The following is a 15,059-nucleotide window of genomic DNA, read 5'->3' on the forward strand; positions in this document are numbered from 1 at the left end:
CGGCGATGACGGAGCAATTGCATTTTTCCGCGCTCTGGCCTTATTGGCCGGAGCTCGTGGCGGGACTCTGGGTCACTATCCAACTCACCGCGCTGGCCACCCTCGGCGGCCTGGCCATCGGGATCATCGGTGCCGCTCTGCGTAGCGGGCGGGCAAGCTGGCTGAGCCGGATATGGGGGGCTTACGTTGAGGTTATCCGCAATACGCCGTTCGTGGTTCAACTGTTCTTTATTGTCTTCGGCCTGCCGAATCTGGGGTTGAAGATGACGGCGGGCGAAGCGGCGCTGCTGGCGATGATCGTCAACCTGGGCGCCTACAGTACGGAGATCGTCCGCGCCGGGATCCAGGTGACGCCAAAAGGGCAGTGGGAGGCCGGCCGGGTACTGGGGCTCAGCCGGAGTCAGACCTTTATTCAGGTAGTTTTACCGCCGGCGTTGCAGCGTATTTACCCGGCGCTGGTGAGCCAGTGCATTATCGTAATGCTCGGATCGTCGGTGGTATCGCAGGTCTCTTATGAAGAGCTGACCTTTGCCGCCAACTTAATTCAGTCGCGAACGTTTTTGAGCTTCGAGGTGTATCTGGTGACGACCGGTCTCTATTTAGCGTTATCGATAGCGATGCGCCAGCTGCTAATGGCGGCTGGACGTAGATGGCTGAGGGTACAGGCATGATGACAACCTTTACCGACTGGGACATCGTACGCAACTTGCTGCTGGCCGGACGCTGGACCGTGCTGCTATCGCTGACGGCCTTTATTGGCGGCGCGCTGGTGACATTACCGCTGTTGCTGCTGCGCCTGCGGGGTAAATTGTGGGTGCAGCGCCTCATTCGCGGCTATATCGAGCTATTTCAGGGGACGCCATTGCTGATGCAGCTGTTTCTCGCCTTTTTCGGCGTGGCGTTATTCGGGATCGATGTGTCGCCATGGACCGCAGCCGCGCTGGCGCTGACCCTCTATACCAGCGCCTTTTTGCTGGATATCTGGTACGGCAGTATTCGGGCCTTGCCGAAAGGACAGTGGGAGGCATCGCGTTGCCTGGGATTAAATTTCACCCAGACGTTATGTCGCGTGGTGGCGCCGCAGGCGGTGCGTATCGCCATCGCTCCCACCGTGGGTTTCGCCGTCCAGGTAATAAAGGGCACCGCGCTGGCGTCGATTATCGGTTTCGTCGAGCTCACCAAGGCTGGCACCATGCTCACCAATGTGACGTATCAGCCGTTTAAGGTTTTCGCGCTGGTCGCGTTGGGCTACTTCATCTTGTGTTATCCGCTGTCCCGTTACAGCCGCTATCTGGAGAATAAATTCAATGCCGCTCATCACCATTAATCAGGTGCAGAAATTCTACGGCGATAATCACGTGCTGAAGGGGGTCGATCTCGATATCAATATGGGCGAAGTGATTTCCATCATCGGCCGAAGCGGCTCGGGGAAAAGCACCTTATTGCGCTGCATTAACGGGCTGGAGGGGTACCAGGAAGGCAGTATTAAGCTCGGTGGCATGACCATTACCGACAGCGATTCGCAGGCGCGGGAGATTAGCCGCTCCGTTGGCATGGTATTCCAGAACTTCAATTTATTCCCGCATATGACGGCGCTGGAAAACGTGATGCTGGCGCCGCGGCGGGTATTGAAAAAAAAGCCCGCCGAGTGCCGCGAACTGGCGCAGCAAATGCTGGTTAAAGTCGGGCTTGGCGATCGGTTGGATTTCTATCCCTCCAGCCTTTCCGGCGGTCAACAGCAGCGGGTCGCTATCGCCCGCGCGCTGGCGATGTCGCCAAAAGTTTTACTCTGTGACGAAATCACCTCCGCGCTGGATCCGGAACTGGTGGGCGAGGTGCTCAAAGTGCTGGAACAGCTGGCCGCGGAAGGAATGACGCTGATTCTGGTTACCCATGAAATGAATTTTGCCCGTGAAGTCGGCGACCGGGTGGTGTTTATGCACCAGGGACGAGTCTGGGAGCAGGGCGACAGCAAAACGCTGTTTAGCCAGCCGCAAACCAATGAACTCAAACAATTTATCTCCTCCGTGCGCGGACTGAATTAATAAAGGAATCTACGATGGATATCGCTCAATTTTCACCAATCAATCCTCCGCATCGTCTGCTGATGGGGCCGGGGCCGATCAACGCCGACCCGCGCGTCCTGCGCGCGATGTCCAGCCAGCTTATCGGCCAATACGATCCGGCTATGACGCACTATATGAACGAAGTCATGGCGTTATACCGCGGGGTATTCCGCACCAGCAACCGCTGGACCATGCTGGTGGATGGCACCTCACGGGCGGGGATTGAAGCCATTCTGATCTCCGCGATCCGCCCCGGCGACAAAGTGCTGGTGCCGGTATTTGGCCGCTTTGGCCATCTGTTATGTGAAATTGCCCGCCGCTGCCGGGCGGAAGTGCATACCATTGAGGTGCCGTGGGGGGAAGTGTTCTCTCCCGAGCAGATTGAAGATGCGATCAAACGGGTGCGTCCACGTATGCTGCTGACGGTGCAGGGAGACACCTCAACCACCATGTTGCAACCGCTGGCGGAGCTGGGCGAGATCTGCCGTCGTTATGATGTGCTGTTTTATACCGACGCCACCGCCTCATTGGGCGGCAATGCGCTGGAGACCGATGCCTGGGGGCTGGATGCGGTATCGGCGGGGATGCAAAAGTGCCTCGGCGGCCCCTCCGGCACCTCGCCCATTACCCTGAGCCCGCGGATGGAGGAGACTATCCGTCGACGTAAATGCGTCGAGCAGGGGATCCGTACCGCCGAGCACCTTGATGGCGTCGATGAGATGGTTTACTCCAACTATTTCGATCTCGGGATGGTGATGGATTATTGGGGGCCAGAACGCCTTAACCATCATACGGAAGCGACATCCGCGCTGTTCGCCGCCCGCGAATGCGCGCGCCTGATTCTTGAAGAAGGGCTCGATAACGGCATTGCCCGCCACAAACTGCACGGCGACGCGCTGGTGAAAGGTATTCAGGCGATGGGTCTGGAAATCTTTGGCGACCTGCAACACAAAATGAATAACGTACTGGGCGTGATCATCCCGCAGGGTATTAATGGCGACCAGGTACGCCAACTGATGCTGGAAGATTTTGCCATTGAGATTGGCACCTCATTCGGCCCGCTGTACGGCAAAGTGTGGCGTATAGGCACAATGGGTTACAACGCGCGCAAAGATTGCGTCATGACCACCCTCAGCGCGCTGGAGTCGGTACTCAATTACCTGAAATTCCCCACCACGCAAGGGGCAGCCATGCAGGCGGCGTGGGATCATTATCGCAGCGAGAAACCGCTATGAACCTGGCCGCAGCGCGAGTGATGGCGCGGGCAGAGAGATTAGCGGCGATAAGCGAAACGCCGGAAGGCCTGACGCGGGTTTACCTTTCGCCACAGCATCTCGACGCTAATCAGCAGGTTGCCCACTGGATGCGCCAGGCAGGCATGATTGTCTGGCAGGACAGCGTCGGTAATATTTGCGGGCGTTATGAAGGCCGTGAAGAAGGGGCGCCGGCGATTTTGCTTGGATCGCATCTCGATACGGTACGCAACGCCGGGCGATATGATGGCATGTTGGGGGTGTTAGCCGCCATCGAAGTGGTGCAGAGCTTACATAATCAGGCGCGCCGCCTGGCGCAGGCCATCGAAATCGTCGGCTTCTGCGATGAAGAAGGAACACGCTTTGGTATCACGCTATTGGGCAGCAAGGGTCTGACGGGAAGCTGGCCGCAAACCTGGCTGGCCCAACGCGATGCCGAAGGCATTAGCCTGGCGCAGGCGATGGTCAACGCCGGATTGGATCCATCACGCGTCCATTCAGCCTCGCGCCCGGCGGAAGATTTTTCCGCCTATCTCGAACTGCATATCGAGCAGGGGCCGAGGCTTGAACAGGCCGGTTCGGCACTCGGCGTGGTCGAGGCGATCAACGGCGCGCGGCGCCTCAATTGCTGTTTTACCGGCGAGGCGGGTCATGCCGGCACGGTGCCGATGGACCAGCGCCGGGACGCGCTTGCCGCCGCCGCGGAGTGGATGCTGTATATTGAGAGCACGACGCGCCAGCAGGGAGGCAACCTGGTCGCCACCGTCGGGACATTGCGCTGCTCGCCGGCAGCGGTCAATGTGATCCCCGGCGAAGTCGCGTTGACCCTTGATATCCGCGGTCCGCAGGATCAACCGCTGGATGCATTACTGGATTCATTGCTGGCGGCAGCCGCAGAGATTGCCGGGCGTCGCGGCCTGCAGTTTGCCGCTGAGGAGTTCTACCGCATTGCGGCAACCGCCTGCGATCCGCGATTACAGTTGGTGATTGCCGAAGCGCTATGCGAGGTACAGGGCACGGCGTTGACGCTGCCAAGCGGCGCCGGACATGATGCGATTGCTATCGCGGAGCGCTGGCCGGTGGGGATGCTGTTTGTGCGCTGCAAAGGGGGAATTAGTCACCATCCGGCGGAATCGGTCAGCGAAGCCGATGTCGAACTGGCGATTGATGCCTTCAGCCGGGCGGTGATAAAACTTGCCGGGTAAATCACTAACGGGCGCATCCTCTTTACGGGGATGCGCCGCAAACTTATTCCGCTCCCGCAGGAAAAGCTATTCTCCGCAGTCGGCTGGCGCTAACGGCCACCGACAACGCCGAGGCCGCGGCGGCGATCCACAGCGCAATATGAACGGCACTTTCGTCTTTTGCCAACAGTACGCCCATCACGGCGGCTCCCAGACACTGCCCGAACGTGCGCATGATGGATAAAACGCCCGAGGCATAGCTCGCCTGTTCGCGACTCACGTTTGACAGCATTTCCCGGTTATTCGGGCTCTGGAAGCAGCCAAAGCCAATACCGCATACCAGGCTCCGCAGGCAGATATCCCACGCGGCGGGCGTGGCGGGCAGCATCGCCAGAAGGATTAAACCCGCGACAAAAATCATCAGTCCCAGCGTCGAGATGAGCGCAGCGGAGATTGAGTCCGCCCAGCGGCCGGCGTGCGGTGCGATCAGCACTATCCCTAATGGCCACGGAGTAAACAGCAGCGCCGAGAGCACCGGACTATAGCCATACTCGTTCTGGAACAGGAACGGCAGGGCAATAAAAGTGATCCCCTGGCTTACGAAGGCGATCAGCGACGTAAAGGCCGAAAGGGTAAAGCGTTCATTTTTAAACATCGCAGGCGGCAGCAGCGGGTTGTCCGTCTGCCGGATGCGCCAGATAAAGGCGGTGCCGCTTATCGCTGCGAGCAACGTCCAGTACAGACTATCGATATGCTGCGAAGCGCTCTGCATGCTATTCGCCGCCATGATCGTTGAACCCAATAGCAGCGCCGACAATATCGCTCCGGGAGTATCGAAAGCGGCTTGCCTGTCAACTGTCGGCCGCGGGAGCGCTCTGACCGCCAGCAGTAAGGCGACGGTACCGGGGAGCACGTTTATTGCAAACAGCCATTGCCAGCTCAAAGTATGCAGGATCGTGCCGCCCAGTACCGGCCCGATGGCGGAGCTTGAAGCGATAAGCAGGGCGTGTATCCCGAGAATACGCCCCAGCAGTCGCGCCGGAAATACGGAGCGCAATATGGCGGGTGCGATACTGAGCGTTGCCGCACCGCCGATCCCCTGCAGCACCCGCATGCCGATGAGCAGCTCAGGCGTCGTCGCCAGCGCGCAACCTGCTGATGCCATAATAAATGTCGTCAGTCCGGCCAGAAACACCGGGCGGTAGCCGAAGCGCGCCGCCAGCGCGGCGAATATCGCCAGCGTCATCGCCGCCGCCAGCAGATACCCGTTGGCGAACCAGACGGCGGTACTGGCTGACGCCTGTAGTTCCTGCGCCATCGACGGCAGAGCAATGTTTACCATGGTGCCATCAAAGACGCCCATTAAGGTGGTGGTCATTACCGCGGCCATAACCCGTGCTCGCGCCGGGCCTGGCAGGCCGTCATCGCCAGGTTGGCTGGAAAATAGTGTCATCGTGTTGTCTCCTGCAGAGAATATCTGGATGACGAAACTATAAAGATGGCTTTTACCGGGCGGAAGGCGCACCATTTACACTCTATAGTTGCATGAAACGCCTTATCTGAATGTTCCAGGAGTTGTGGTCATGTCAGACCCCGATTTTAATTTATTGATTGCACTCGATGTATTACTGAACGAAGCCAGCGTGGCGGGCGCGGCACGTAGTTTGAATCTCAGTACGTCAGCCATGAGCCGCACGCTAAGCCGGTTACGCGACGTCACCGGGGATCAGATATTGGTTCGCGCCGGGCGTAACATGGTGCTGACGCCGTGGGCGGAGGCGACCCGCGATCGCGCCCGTCGCGCGGTCTTCGAGGCGAAGGCGGTGCTGCAGCCAGCGGCCGAAGCGCTCAACGTACAAAATCTGGAGCGTCTTTTCACCATCAGGGCAAACGATGGTTTTGTGGTGGCGTTTGGCCCTTCGCTCATTGCGGCGGTAGCCGAAGCCGCGCCCAATGTCTGTCTACGCTTTGCGCCTAAGCCCGAAAAAACGTCACGCTATCTACGGGAAGGGCTGGTCGATCTGGAGATTGGCGTCCAGAGCAATATGGGGCCTGAAATACGACTGCAACGGCTCTTTGAAGATCGGTTTGTGGGGGTGGTGCGAAAGGAGCACCCGCTGGCCGCCCTGAGAGAGATAACCGTGGCGGATTATGTCGCCTGGGGTCATGTGGTGGCCTCACCAGAAGGTACGCTGCACGGATCCGTCGATGATGTGCTGGCTGAACTCGGCATGAAACGCAAAATCGCCAGCGTCGTCCCCGGATTTCCGACCGCCCTGTCCGTGGCGCTGCAATCGGATCTTATCGCCATGATCCCCGCTCTCTATTTAGTTAATCAGCAGGTCATGGAGCAGGTACATCTTTTTGAGCTGCCGTTTAAAAGCCGGCGGATTACCGTCTCGCAAATGTGGCATCCGAGAATGGAACGGGATCCCGCTCACCGCTGGCTCAGAGAGAAAATTGTGGCGATATGCCGCGTGGACAAGTCGTTACACCAGAAGCTGTAAAAGATTATTGGCATTGAGTTTCTTCAGGGCGTTACATTTATAGGTCGAGACCTGTTTTTCACTCATCTTCGTCATGTGCGCGACATATCTTACCGACTGCCCCTTAACCAGCCTGTCGAGGACGTTAAATTCCATCTCGGTCAGGCAGCAGCGCAGGGTGCGGATCCGCCTTGGCTCTTTAGATAACAGCCAGGCGGCATCCGCCACGGAGATCCGGTCATCGATGATGTGCAACGTTAAGGTTTCAAAACGCTTGCGTAGATAGGTGGCCAGCCCCCAGCTTTTTTCATTACACACCAGATAGCCCGTTCCCTGCCAGCAATGGGCCTCGAGGGTAAGCAAAATATCAACCAGCGACTGATGCGTGCCGCTGATGGAGAAACGGCAGCGAATAACCAGCGTCGTGCTCTCTAACAGTAAGGGCTGCCACTGCACCGTGCCGCTATGCACTTCCATCATAACGTTACGACGGAGAAGGGCGTAACGCAGCCCCTCCGCATAAAAGCGATTATTATCAAGAACAACGTAGCTCACAGTGGCCTCTTTATAACGTACTGGGGGTATAGATAACGCGTAACGTACCGGTATAGTCACCCGCGTTTTTGCTGCTGGCGGCAAAGGCGGGCGTTTTCAGGGTAATGGGGGCCGGGATGCATAACACGCTTTCGCGGCCGCCCGGCAGGACAACCTGGCGCAAATAGCGGCGATTGTTGGTACCCTCCCAGGTCAACGTTTTACCGTTAGCGGCAACTTCAGTTGCGCCGGTGGTCGGGTTGGTCACCAGCACCTGATAATCGAGACGATCTCTTGGGTCTGTCTGGCTGCCTCCCCGTCGCCGGATAGAAAACGCCCCTTCGGCACGCCCGGTCGCGTCAAGCCCATCGTCTTCAAAGCGTAGAAACGCCCGCGAGCTGGAACTGTTGTTGCCATCATAGAGGCACATATCCAGCGAGTTTTCGCCCTTAATCTCACTGCCGCCGGGTCTGCCCGGGAAATTGGTGAGGTTGAGGTTCACCACCGGCGTGGAGTGCGGAAATGCCGGTAAGTAAATCTGCTGATTGCCCGGGTCGACCACCTCAATACGCAGGTTTGCCTGCCAGTGAGCAAGAGTGAGGTAGCCAGGGCAGCCAACATTGACGTCATTAAAGTTGCCGTTGCAGTCGGCGGTGCCCCATTCGCGCAAATCTTGTCTCAGCGTTGCCGTCCAGATCCCGGCCTGATCGAGTTTGTTTAATTCGCTACGGACGATGTAAAAATCAAAATAGGGCGCACTGTTCCAGTTTGGCAAAGTTAATGTACCGCCCGTTACGTAGCTGGCGAAGATATAGGTTTTGTTATTGATAAACATACGGTGTTCGCCATAGACTTTTACGTCCACCCTTTTGTTGGTTATTGCGTGGGTAAAACGCAGGTTTATCGGATAGGGCGCGGCCGGGTTTGCCGAAAACCATACCGGCGCGGTCATGCAGGCGCCATAGGTTGTATCGGTACGCGACTGGCAGGTCAGGGTATTTCGTCCCCATTTTTGCGGATCGCTGGAATCATAACCGCCGGACTCGTGCAGCCAGATATCCAGGCGGGCAGGAGGAGACTGGCGATCGAAGGCGAACGCCACGCTGGTATTTCTGCCGGCGGGACTACCGGCCTGAGCCTCGGCAATACAGATGCAGGCAAGCAGTAAAATCAAAAGACGCGTTATCACATCATTTTCCTGTAGAGAGAGTTGAGTTATTCATCGCCGTTGGGCTGACCGCAGGCGTACGGCCAGCCAGCAGTAATTGCGCCTGCTGCTGCACGGTTTCCGGTAACGCGGAATAAGTCAGTTCTTCGCAGGTCACCGTGCCGACATAACGCACGACGTCACGCATGGTCTTCACCTTCAGCGCGCACTGGTAAAACTGCTGTTGTTTCACCAGATAGAGCGACTGGATCAGGCTGTCGCTTTCCGCGCTAAAGCCGCCATTACCTAAATCGCTCCAGCCGCTGACGTTGAGCGGCATGCCGCCGATAAACGGCGTATGTTGTTCATCGGTCAACTGGCCAAGCCAGGTGTAACGCGTGGTGGTTTGCACCTCTCTGTGCAGCATTTTTCCTGGCACCATGAATACCGTTCTGCTTCCCGACCCCTGCGTAATTTCACTGTTGGCGCCGTGGGAAATGTCCGTCGACTCATTAATAGTGAGCGTGGTTTGCTGATAGCCGGGCAGGGCGAACAGCGCGCGGGCGTTTGCCGGGATATCGGCGCTACCACTGTTATCAAGCGAAACGGCAATGCGGGAATCAGGAGACGCTTCCGGCGTGGCGACGTTGACCGCAATGGCTGACGCCGGGCGTCCGTCACCCCAGCGGCCAAACCACAGGCCAGAACGAGATAACGCCAGCGTAGAACTGTAGTTACCGCTGCTGCTGAACCGGTGGCGATGATCCTGGCGATCCCACGAATCGCTGACGGTCAAACTTCCGTTACCAAAACGGCCGCCCTGACGGGTATAGGCCGAAGTATTTAGCGAGTCGCTATTAATTCCGGATGCGTTAAGACCATATTCGTTTTCACCGCGCGCATCGGTGTACCAGTTGTGCGCGAGGTTATAGTTAAGCTGATTTTTTACATGCTTCTGCTGTTGCCACGTGGCCCCCACGGAGGTGTAGCTGGAGGCATCGCCCTGACGATTATGTGCCAGCGACAGGCTTACGCTGAGGAATCCGCCTTTATCCTTGCCATCTCCAGAATGATCGTTACGCATAAACAGGTTTATGCTGCTGTTGATATTCAGCCCGCGGGTGCTGAACGAATTGCTCAGTCCGGCCTGCCATGCCTGCGAGCGGGTGCGGGTCATATACACCGATTCCCAGGGCAAACCGTTGTCGCGCCGATCGTCACTATTCGGTAATTCACGCCGCGAAACATAGCGACCTTCATTGCGGTTATCGGAATAACCGAGGTTGGCATACCATGAGCCGACCGGAACGGAGAACATTACCGAGAGGCTTCGGTAGCAACCATTCACCGCATCAAATCCTGTACTGCTGGAATCACAGTTATCAGCCGATAAGGCGTTACGATAGAAGCTCAGTGAAAAGCCATCGTTATAGCTGATTTGCTGGATATTGCCGCGTTGGCCCTGGCTGCCATAAAGGTAGCTAAAGCGAGTGCTGAGCACGCCATCAATGGGGCCGGTATTGAAACCGCGACTCCAGTCAACCGCGCTCTCCAGAAAACGCTGGTTCTTTTTCACCGTTGCGCCGCTGGTGACCGCCAGCGTAGAAGTTACAGGCAGGCGAATGCCCGCTTGCGCCACGGCGCTGCGTTCGTCGCTCATATCGTCGTTATCGGTTTCACCGGCCTGCATAAACCACTCGACGCGGTCGAATGGCGTGATGCCGGTGCGGGTAAACGGAACCTGCTCGGTGCGGGTCAGGCGGTTGTTTTCATAAATCGCCAGCGTCACGGTATAGCTCCCATCCGGAAACGAACGGGTATCCAGGGTTTGCGCCCCGGCATTAAGATAAAAACTGGCCAGCAGCTGATTGCCTCGGCGCGCATCGATACGCGCGTCATGGGAAAGCAGCACCGTAATGGGCGTTCCACTGGACTGCTGAACGGGGTTGATCCACGCTCGCGTCGAGCCGGTACGCAGACCGCGAATTTTTCCAATCGGTAGCTGGCTGAGGTTGATATTGCCGCCAGCCGCGCTGAACAGATCGCGCGTATCCATTTCACCTAACTGAACGTAATATTGGTGCCACAGATCCTGACGGAACCAGGCATTATTGACCGTGATCTCCTGCTGCTGTTGATGGCGAGAGCGCTGCCCAAGCCAGGTCCAGTCGAGGTTAAAATACCCATTCTCAGTCATGGCCAGCGCGCCGTTTCCCTGCACGGTCATCGACTGATAGTCTTCATCGGCCACGAAGTTGATATTTTGCTGGTGGATCAGCGCGTTCTCAGTATTGCGCGTAGGCTGATACCACTGATTTTCCGCCGTTTGTTTCGGTAGATACCGCCTGTCGAAAAACAGGTTAATACGGGCGTTATTCTCGTCATAAATCAGGGCCACGCTTTTGGTGTCGATAAAATCGCAACCCGCCGCGGAACCATTGCTGCTGCAGGCGAGATTGCCGTTACGCGCAAGCGGAGAGGAAAGGGCGGCGGTCACAGAGGCGATCAAGGCAGGATCATCGTTGAACTGACGCTTAATTGCCGCGATGAGCGTTTCCGGCGCCACAAAGGTTACCGTTTCAAGCGTGATATCGGCTTCAAACAGGCCAAGCGACGCGCCATACAGACTCACTTCTGTCCACAGGCGCTGCGTTTTCGCCAGATCTTCAAAACCCGCAGGTACGACGATACTGGCGCTGGCTAATTGAACGGAAGCAGGTAACAAAACGACAAAAAGAAGAGCATTTCTGTGAAAAGCCATGAACGAGCCTCGACGTCATCCTGACATCAGAGGGCAGGCGCCCTCTGATGTACTTCCTTATACGTATTGTGGGGTTACGCGCCGCCTTCCGCGGTGGTCGCCTGAGTCAGCATCAGACTCACCACGCCGCTGTACTGACCGGTTTTCAGAATGCCTTTTGTGGTCTGAGAGATGGTCAGCGGCAGGACCGCAGAACCGTTTTCAACGCTGCCTGGGAACAGCTCGCTGCCGGTAAATTCTGCATCGGTAGTGTTCAGGGTTTTATCGCCCAGTTTTACGGTCATCGGTACCGTCTCGGCGCCATCTTCATTGGTCAGATTCGCTGCGCTAACCAGACGGACTTTGACGTTGCTGGTGGCTGAGTTCGACCAGATTTTGGTATTGAGACGGTAGCTTTCCAGCCCACGGCCCGGCAGATATTGCATATCGATGCTGGCAGGTAACGGCGTATTATCGGCCTGGGTCATATCCAACTGGGAATCGACGTTGGCATTAACCGTAATATCCTTCTGAATAGCCATTGCGCTGAACGCAGTCGACATCGCAGCAACGATCATCAGAGGTTTAATATACTTCTTCATTGATATCTCCATATTTATAAACGAGCTCCATTAGCTCTTTAAACAAACCACACGTGGTTTTGACAGTGATGTCGTGTTATTGCACGACGGGTAAGTCGGCTTCTTCAGCTGTTTTATTAATCCAGTTGAAATAGCGGAATTTATATTTTTGGCCACGAACCTGAGTGAGCACTTTTAATTTTCGCTCGGTGTCCGGATAAATAGTCGCATCTTCTTTAAACCACCTGCATTTATCATTAACATCGCAAGCGCCAATTTCTTTCAGCGGTACCCGCAAAGAGCCGTCATTTTTTAAAGTTCCTGCTGCGGGATTTATTCGCAGAGAAACCACCGGCTTTTCCGGCGCCAAATGAACCAATGCTCCCCAGATAACGTTAACGCCGAGTTTGGCCGAAGCCGGCGTTCCCGCAGATGCTGCGGGCAGAATACTATCCGGCTGTTTTACACCTTCAAAATAAACGCGCCAGGTACTCTCTTTTTCTGGCGGGGTCAGAGATACCAGCCTCACGATACGTAAAGCGCCTGCCGCTAAGGCGAATTTTTCAGGGGTAACGACAACGCCACCGTCTTTCCAGGCTGCCATCTCAACTTCTTTTTCCTGTGGCGTACCCGGATTAAGAATTTTCTTTTGCCTCACCCGAATGAACTGAATATCATCGCTTTTAGAGGCCACTCTGATTTGGGCCGTCCCGGAACTGTCGACGTTAAGTTCCATCGGGTAAACGCTCATATTAGCCTGTGTCATTTCTGCGAAAAATGACATCGACAGGGCAGCGAGATAAAGCGCAGTGGACTTGTTTACTCTGTTTTTTACTTTCACATTCATTCTGCCTGCTCTGAGTTCATGTACGGCGTTTTTACACCACGACACCGTCTGCTTTCGTATCGCTTCAGGACAGGGAAACTTTAACCGGAACAGCAGGTTGTGAAAATTTGTATTAGTTAACTCAAAAAATACAGTTCTTTATCCTGCATTCCAGGCTTTAAAGTTGTATAGTTAAAAGAAAATGCCAAATCCTAAGAGGCTTAAGAAAATTCCCACTGATGAAAAAACAAGCTAATTCAGAAGGGCTTTCTTGCCTGCTGTTACAAGGATTAAAAGCAAGCGGCAACAGATGAGAGTGAAATATGTTTTTTATATGCAACAATTCGTTGTTATTTGATCCTGAAGCTCACACAGTTAGTGTTGTTGGACAACCTGAATCCGTATTAACGCTTTCGGCACCGGCCGTGCGTCTGTTACAGGAATTTATTCGTCATAAAGGAAGCGAACTTAGCCGTGAGGAGTTGATTACCCGCGTATGGCAGGAATTTGGTTTTACGCCTTCGGGAAATAATCTCAACAAAGCGATAAGTGAGTTACGCAAAAGTTTCCAGGCGTTGGGAGAACATCATGAATTGATTGTAACCATACCGCGATATGGTTTTCGGTTTGATGCGGATGTTATTTTTCAACCAGCGCAAAACATTGACACCAGCGCACCCCAACCCCAGCTTCAAAAAGCTGAAAAGAGGAAGCAACCACCACGTCTGAAATGGTGGCTGATATTCACGGCATTATTAGCGTCAGTATTCGGTATTGGCATAATTATTCGCCAACAGCAGAATATAACAACGCCGATAAGGCTAAAGGCTGTTGAGCAAAAAATTGCAAAATGTAGCGTCTGGCTTATTAACGATCATGGGCGACCGCTAGTGTTATCGAAATTAGCCGCACTGCTGGATAAAAACAATGTGGCGTGCCAGCGAGAAGAGTACAGTGTCTATTATTTCAGCGCTCGTTTTTCCCTCGTCGCGGCGGATGAAGTGTTTATCGGTGCATGCCCGGTCAATAAAGACAGCTTGTGTAAAACCATTCGTTATAAAAGTGGGGCTGAGAAATGAAAATTAAACTCATCGGCGGCCTCAGCATTTTTCTGTTAGGTGGTGCACTGGCGCTTTATTATTGTTCCACCGGTGTTGGTAAGCGGGATGTACTGGCCTGCAGTACAGTGTTTAATTTTACGCGCAACGAAGGTAAGGCCAGTGAAGTGCGGGTTAATACCGTTGCTCAGTTCTATTTTCACCGCGACGGCACTGGTCTGACAGCCTATAAAGGGGCCGCCTGGGCAAATGGCCAGAGCATGATCGTCGACAGAGACGTCGATTTTATCTGGTCGCGGCGGGAGGATGATAAAGTGGTGGTATTGAGCTACACCAAAACCTGGCGCAGGCACAATGACAACACGCCGGATGCGCAATGGGGAAGCTTCGCTAATCCGACCGCGCGTTACTATCTGACCATCTCCGAGGTTTCGCCATCGGTGTGGCTGATCCAGGACCGACATTATCCCACTTATATATGTCGGGGTGATTAACCACCCATAAAACAAGGAGAGTACCTCAGGTATTCTCCTTGTTTTTTCAGATAGTTGTGGCAAAGCATTACGGCTTGTACCCCCATGCTTTGAGAAACCCCTCAATTGCGCAGTCGGCAAGTTGCTCCAGCCTTTTTGGATCTATTGCTTTTTGTGCAATGAGCGCCCCAGGCAGCGGGTAACCCATAATTGCGCCGAGAAACGCTGTTGCCTGCAGTTCCGGGTCGTTGATGGTCAACAGTCCCTCGTCTCGTTTTTGCGCAAGGATCTCGCTGAGTGCCTGCAGTACGCGACCGGAGGGCCGTTGCTCAAGCGTGACATATAGCTCGGGTTTCTGCACGAGAACCTGGATCAGTAAGCGCTGAAAATGGATGTTCTCAGGGGCATAGAAGTGCTGCTGCACAACGTTTGCAAATCCGTGCAGCAGCGCGGGAAAATCCTGCTGACGTTCCTGTAAAAGCTGGCGTAGGGGGGGCTGCATTGTGTCATTCAGAAACGCAAAAGTCTCCAGTAGCAGCGCATCTTTACCACCGGGAAAATGGCTGTACAGCGTCGGACGCGTGGTGCCCGCTTCGGCGGCGATGGTATCCAAAGACACGTCCAGTCCGTGCTGGAGAAACAGCTCACGCGCGGTTTGCAAAATGCGAGGGCGAGCTTTCATCGGCCGCCCGCGTTGATTGACCATCAATT

The 15,059-nt window shown here is 55.2% G+C and carries 15 protein-coding genes; 8 read left to right on the forward strand and 7 right to left on the reverse strand.

The window, feature by feature from the left end:
* Nucleotides 1-5 precede the first annotated feature (5 nt).
* From ABLV07_RS13030 to hpxK, 5 genes are read left to right on the forward strand one after another with little or no spacing between them, the layout of a single operon-like run.
* Complete coding sequence (locus tag ABLV07_RS13030; RefSeq protein WP_015705412.1) at nt 6-671, forward strand: amino acid ABC transporter permease; 666 nt, start codon at nt 6-8, stop codon at nt 669-671.
* Complete coding sequence (locus ABLV07_RS13035) at nt 671-1,327, forward strand: amino acid ABC transporter permease (protein WP_032715563.1); 657 nt, start codon at nt 671-673, stop codon at nt 1,325-1,327. The genes ABLV07_RS13030 and ABLV07_RS13035 overlap by 1 nt, the downstream gene beginning before the upstream one ends.
* The gene (locus ABLV07_RS13040) at nt 1,308-2,045 is read left to right on the forward strand and encodes an amino acid ABC transporter ATP-binding protein (protein WP_015705410.1); all 738 of its coding nucleotides are present in this window, start codon (nt 1,308-1,310) and stop codon (nt 2,043-2,045) included. The genes ABLV07_RS13035 and ABLV07_RS13040 overlap by 20 nt, the downstream gene beginning before the upstream one ends.
* Before the next feature lie 14 nt (nt 2,046-2,059).
* Nucleotides 2,060-3,301: an alanine--glyoxylate aminotransferase family protein gene (locus ABLV07_RS13045; protein ID WP_348853275.1), complete on the forward strand. Its 1,242-nt coding sequence runs from the start codon at nt 2,060-2,062 to the stop codon at nt 3,299-3,301.
* Complete coding sequence (hpxK, locus tag ABLV07_RS13050) at nt 3,298-4,524, forward strand: allantoate amidohydrolase (protein ID WP_042897454.1); 1,227 nt, start codon at nt 3,298-3,300, stop codon at nt 4,522-4,524. The genes ABLV07_RS13045 and hpxK overlap by 4 nt, the downstream gene beginning before the upstream one ends.
* A 43-nt stretch (nt 4,525-4,567) precedes the next feature.
* Here the strand turns inward: hpxK and ABLV07_RS13055 are convergent, their stop codons facing one another.
* Nucleotides 4,568-5,956: an MFS transporter gene (locus tag ABLV07_RS13055; protein ID WP_042897456.1), complete on the reverse strand. Its 1,389-nt coding sequence runs from the start codon at nt 5,954-5,956 to the stop codon at nt 4,568-4,570.
* A gap of 130 nt (nt 5,957-6,086) precedes the next feature.
* On the opposite strand from ABLV07_RS13055, the gene ABLV07_RS13060 reads away from it, so the two are divergent.
* Nucleotides 6,087-7,010 carry a LysR family transcriptional regulator gene (locus ABLV07_RS13060; protein ID WP_042897458.1) on the forward strand — a complete coding sequence of 308 codons (924 nt, stop codon included), beginning with the start codon at nt 6,087-6,089 and terminating at the stop codon, nt 7,008-7,010.
* On the opposite strand, the gene ABLV07_RS13065 is transcribed toward ABLV07_RS13060, so the two are convergent.
* From ABLV07_RS13065 to ABLV07_RS13085, 5 genes are all read right to left on the reverse strand, one after another.
* Nucleotides 6,993-7,544: a LuxR C-terminal-related transcriptional regulator gene (locus ABLV07_RS13065; protein ID WP_042897460.1), complete on the reverse strand. Its 552-nt coding sequence runs from the start codon at nt 7,542-7,544 to the stop codon at nt 6,993-6,995. The two genes, ABLV07_RS13060 and ABLV07_RS13065, sit on opposite strands and share 18 nt — an antisense overlap.
* 10 nt (nt 7,545-7,554) lie before the next feature.
* Nucleotides 7,555-8,712, reverse strand: coding sequence for a CfaE/CblD family pilus tip adhesin (locus ABLV07_RS13070; RefSeq protein WP_042897463.1), 1,158 nt, complete (start codon nt 8,710-8,712; stop codon nt 7,555-7,557).
* Nucleotide 8,713: 1 nt separating this feature from the next.
* Nucleotides 8,714-11,431, reverse strand: a complete 2,718-nt coding sequence (locus ABLV07_RS13075) for a TcfC E-set like domain-containing protein (RefSeq protein ID WP_348853274.1) — start codon at nt 11,429-11,431, stop codon at nt 8,714-8,716.
* 74 nt (nt 11,432-11,505) lie between these two features.
* Nucleotides 11,506-12,012, reverse strand: a complete 507-nt coding sequence (locus ABLV07_RS13080; RefSeq protein WP_015366620.1) for a CS1 type fimbrial major subunit — start codon at nt 12,010-12,012, stop codon at nt 11,506-11,508.
* Nucleotides 12,013-12,088: 76 nt separating this feature from the next.
* On the reverse strand, nt 12,089-12,838 hold the full coding sequence (locus tag ABLV07_RS13085; protein WP_045394403.1) for a fimbrial protein: 750 nt from the start codon (nt 12,836-12,838) through the stop codon (nt 12,089-12,091).
* A 302-nt stretch (nt 12,839-13,140) separates the two neighbouring features.
* Between ABLV07_RS13085 and ABLV07_RS13090 the strand changes: the two genes are divergently transcribed.
* Complete coding sequence (locus ABLV07_RS13090; RefSeq protein ID WP_015705401.1) at nt 13,141-13,896, forward strand: winged helix-turn-helix domain-containing protein; 756 nt, start codon at nt 13,141-13,143, stop codon at nt 13,894-13,896.
* The gene (locus tag ABLV07_RS13095) at nt 13,893-14,369 is read left to right on the forward strand and encodes a hypothetical protein (RefSeq protein WP_015705400.1); all 477 of its coding nucleotides are present in this window, start codon (nt 13,893-13,895) and stop codon (nt 14,367-14,369) included. The genes ABLV07_RS13090 and ABLV07_RS13095 overlap by 4 nt, the downstream gene beginning before the upstream one ends.
* A 67-nt stretch (nt 14,370-14,436) precedes the next feature.
* Here ABLV07_RS13095 and ABLV07_RS13100 read toward each other — a convergent pair whose 3' ends face one another.
* Nucleotides 14,437-15,054: a TetR/AcrR family transcriptional regulator gene (locus ABLV07_RS13100; RefSeq protein WP_020078793.1), complete on the reverse strand. Its 618-nt coding sequence runs from the start codon at nt 15,052-15,054 to the stop codon at nt 14,437-14,439.
* Between the last annotated feature and the right edge of the window lie 5 nt (nt 15,055-15,059).

It is taken from the genome of Klebsiella sp. CN_Kp097 (assembly GCF_040064495.1).
Classification (GTDB): domain Bacteria; phylum Pseudomonadota; class Gammaproteobacteria; order Enterobacterales; family Enterobacteriaceae; genus Klebsiella; species Klebsiella aerogenes.

Bases quoted from the DNA above. Each gene is read 5' to 3' on its own strand.
- ABLV07_RS13030 (WP_015705412.1), top strand. From the start codon at position 6: ATGACGGAGCAATTGCATTTTTCCGCGCTCTGGCCTTATTGGCCGGAG.
- ABLV07_RS13035 (WP_032715563.1), top strand. From the start codon at position 671: ATGACAACCTTTACCGACTGGGACATCGTACGCAACTTGCTGCTGGCC.
- ABLV07_RS13040 (WP_015705410.1), top strand. From the start codon at position 1,308: ATGCCGCTCATCACCATTAATCAGGTGCAGAAATTCTACGGCGATAAT.
- ABLV07_RS13045 (WP_348853275.1), top strand. From the start codon at position 2,060: ATGGATATCGCTCAATTTTCACCAATCAATCCTCCGCATCGTCTGCTG.
- hpxK (WP_042897454.1), top strand. From the start codon at position 3,298: ATGAACCTGGCCGCAGCGCGAGTGATGGCGCGGGCAGAGAGATTAGCG.
- ABLV07_RS13055 (WP_042897456.1), bottom strand. From the start codon at position 5,956: ATGACACTATTTTCCAGCCAACCTGGCGATGACGGCCTGCCAGGCCCG.
- ABLV07_RS13060 (WP_042897458.1), top strand. From the start codon at position 6,087: ATGTCAGACCCCGATTTTAATTTATTGATTGCACTCGATGTATTACTG.
- ABLV07_RS13075 (WP_348853274.1), bottom strand. From the start codon at position 11,431: ATGGCTTTTCACAGAAATGCTCTTCTTTTTGTCGTTTTGTTACCTGCT.
- ABLV07_RS13080 (WP_015366620.1), bottom strand. From the start codon at position 12,012: ATGAAGAAGTATATTAAACCTCTGATGATCGTTGCTGCGATGTCGACT.
- ABLV07_RS13085 (WP_045394403.1), bottom strand. From the start codon at position 12,838: ATGAATGTGAAAGTAAAAAACAGAGTAAACAAGTCCACTGCGCTTTAT.
- ABLV07_RS13090 (WP_015705401.1), top strand. From the start codon at position 13,141: ATGTTTTTTATATGCAACAATTCGTTGTTATTTGATCCTGAAGCTCAC.
- ABLV07_RS13095 (WP_015705400.1), top strand. From the start codon at position 13,893: ATGAAAATTAAACTCATCGGCGGCCTCAGCATTTTTCTGTTAGGTGGT.
- ABLV07_RS13100 (WP_020078793.1), bottom strand. From the start codon at position 15,054: ATGGTCAATCAACGCGGGCGGCCGATGAAAGCTCGCCCTCGCATTTTG.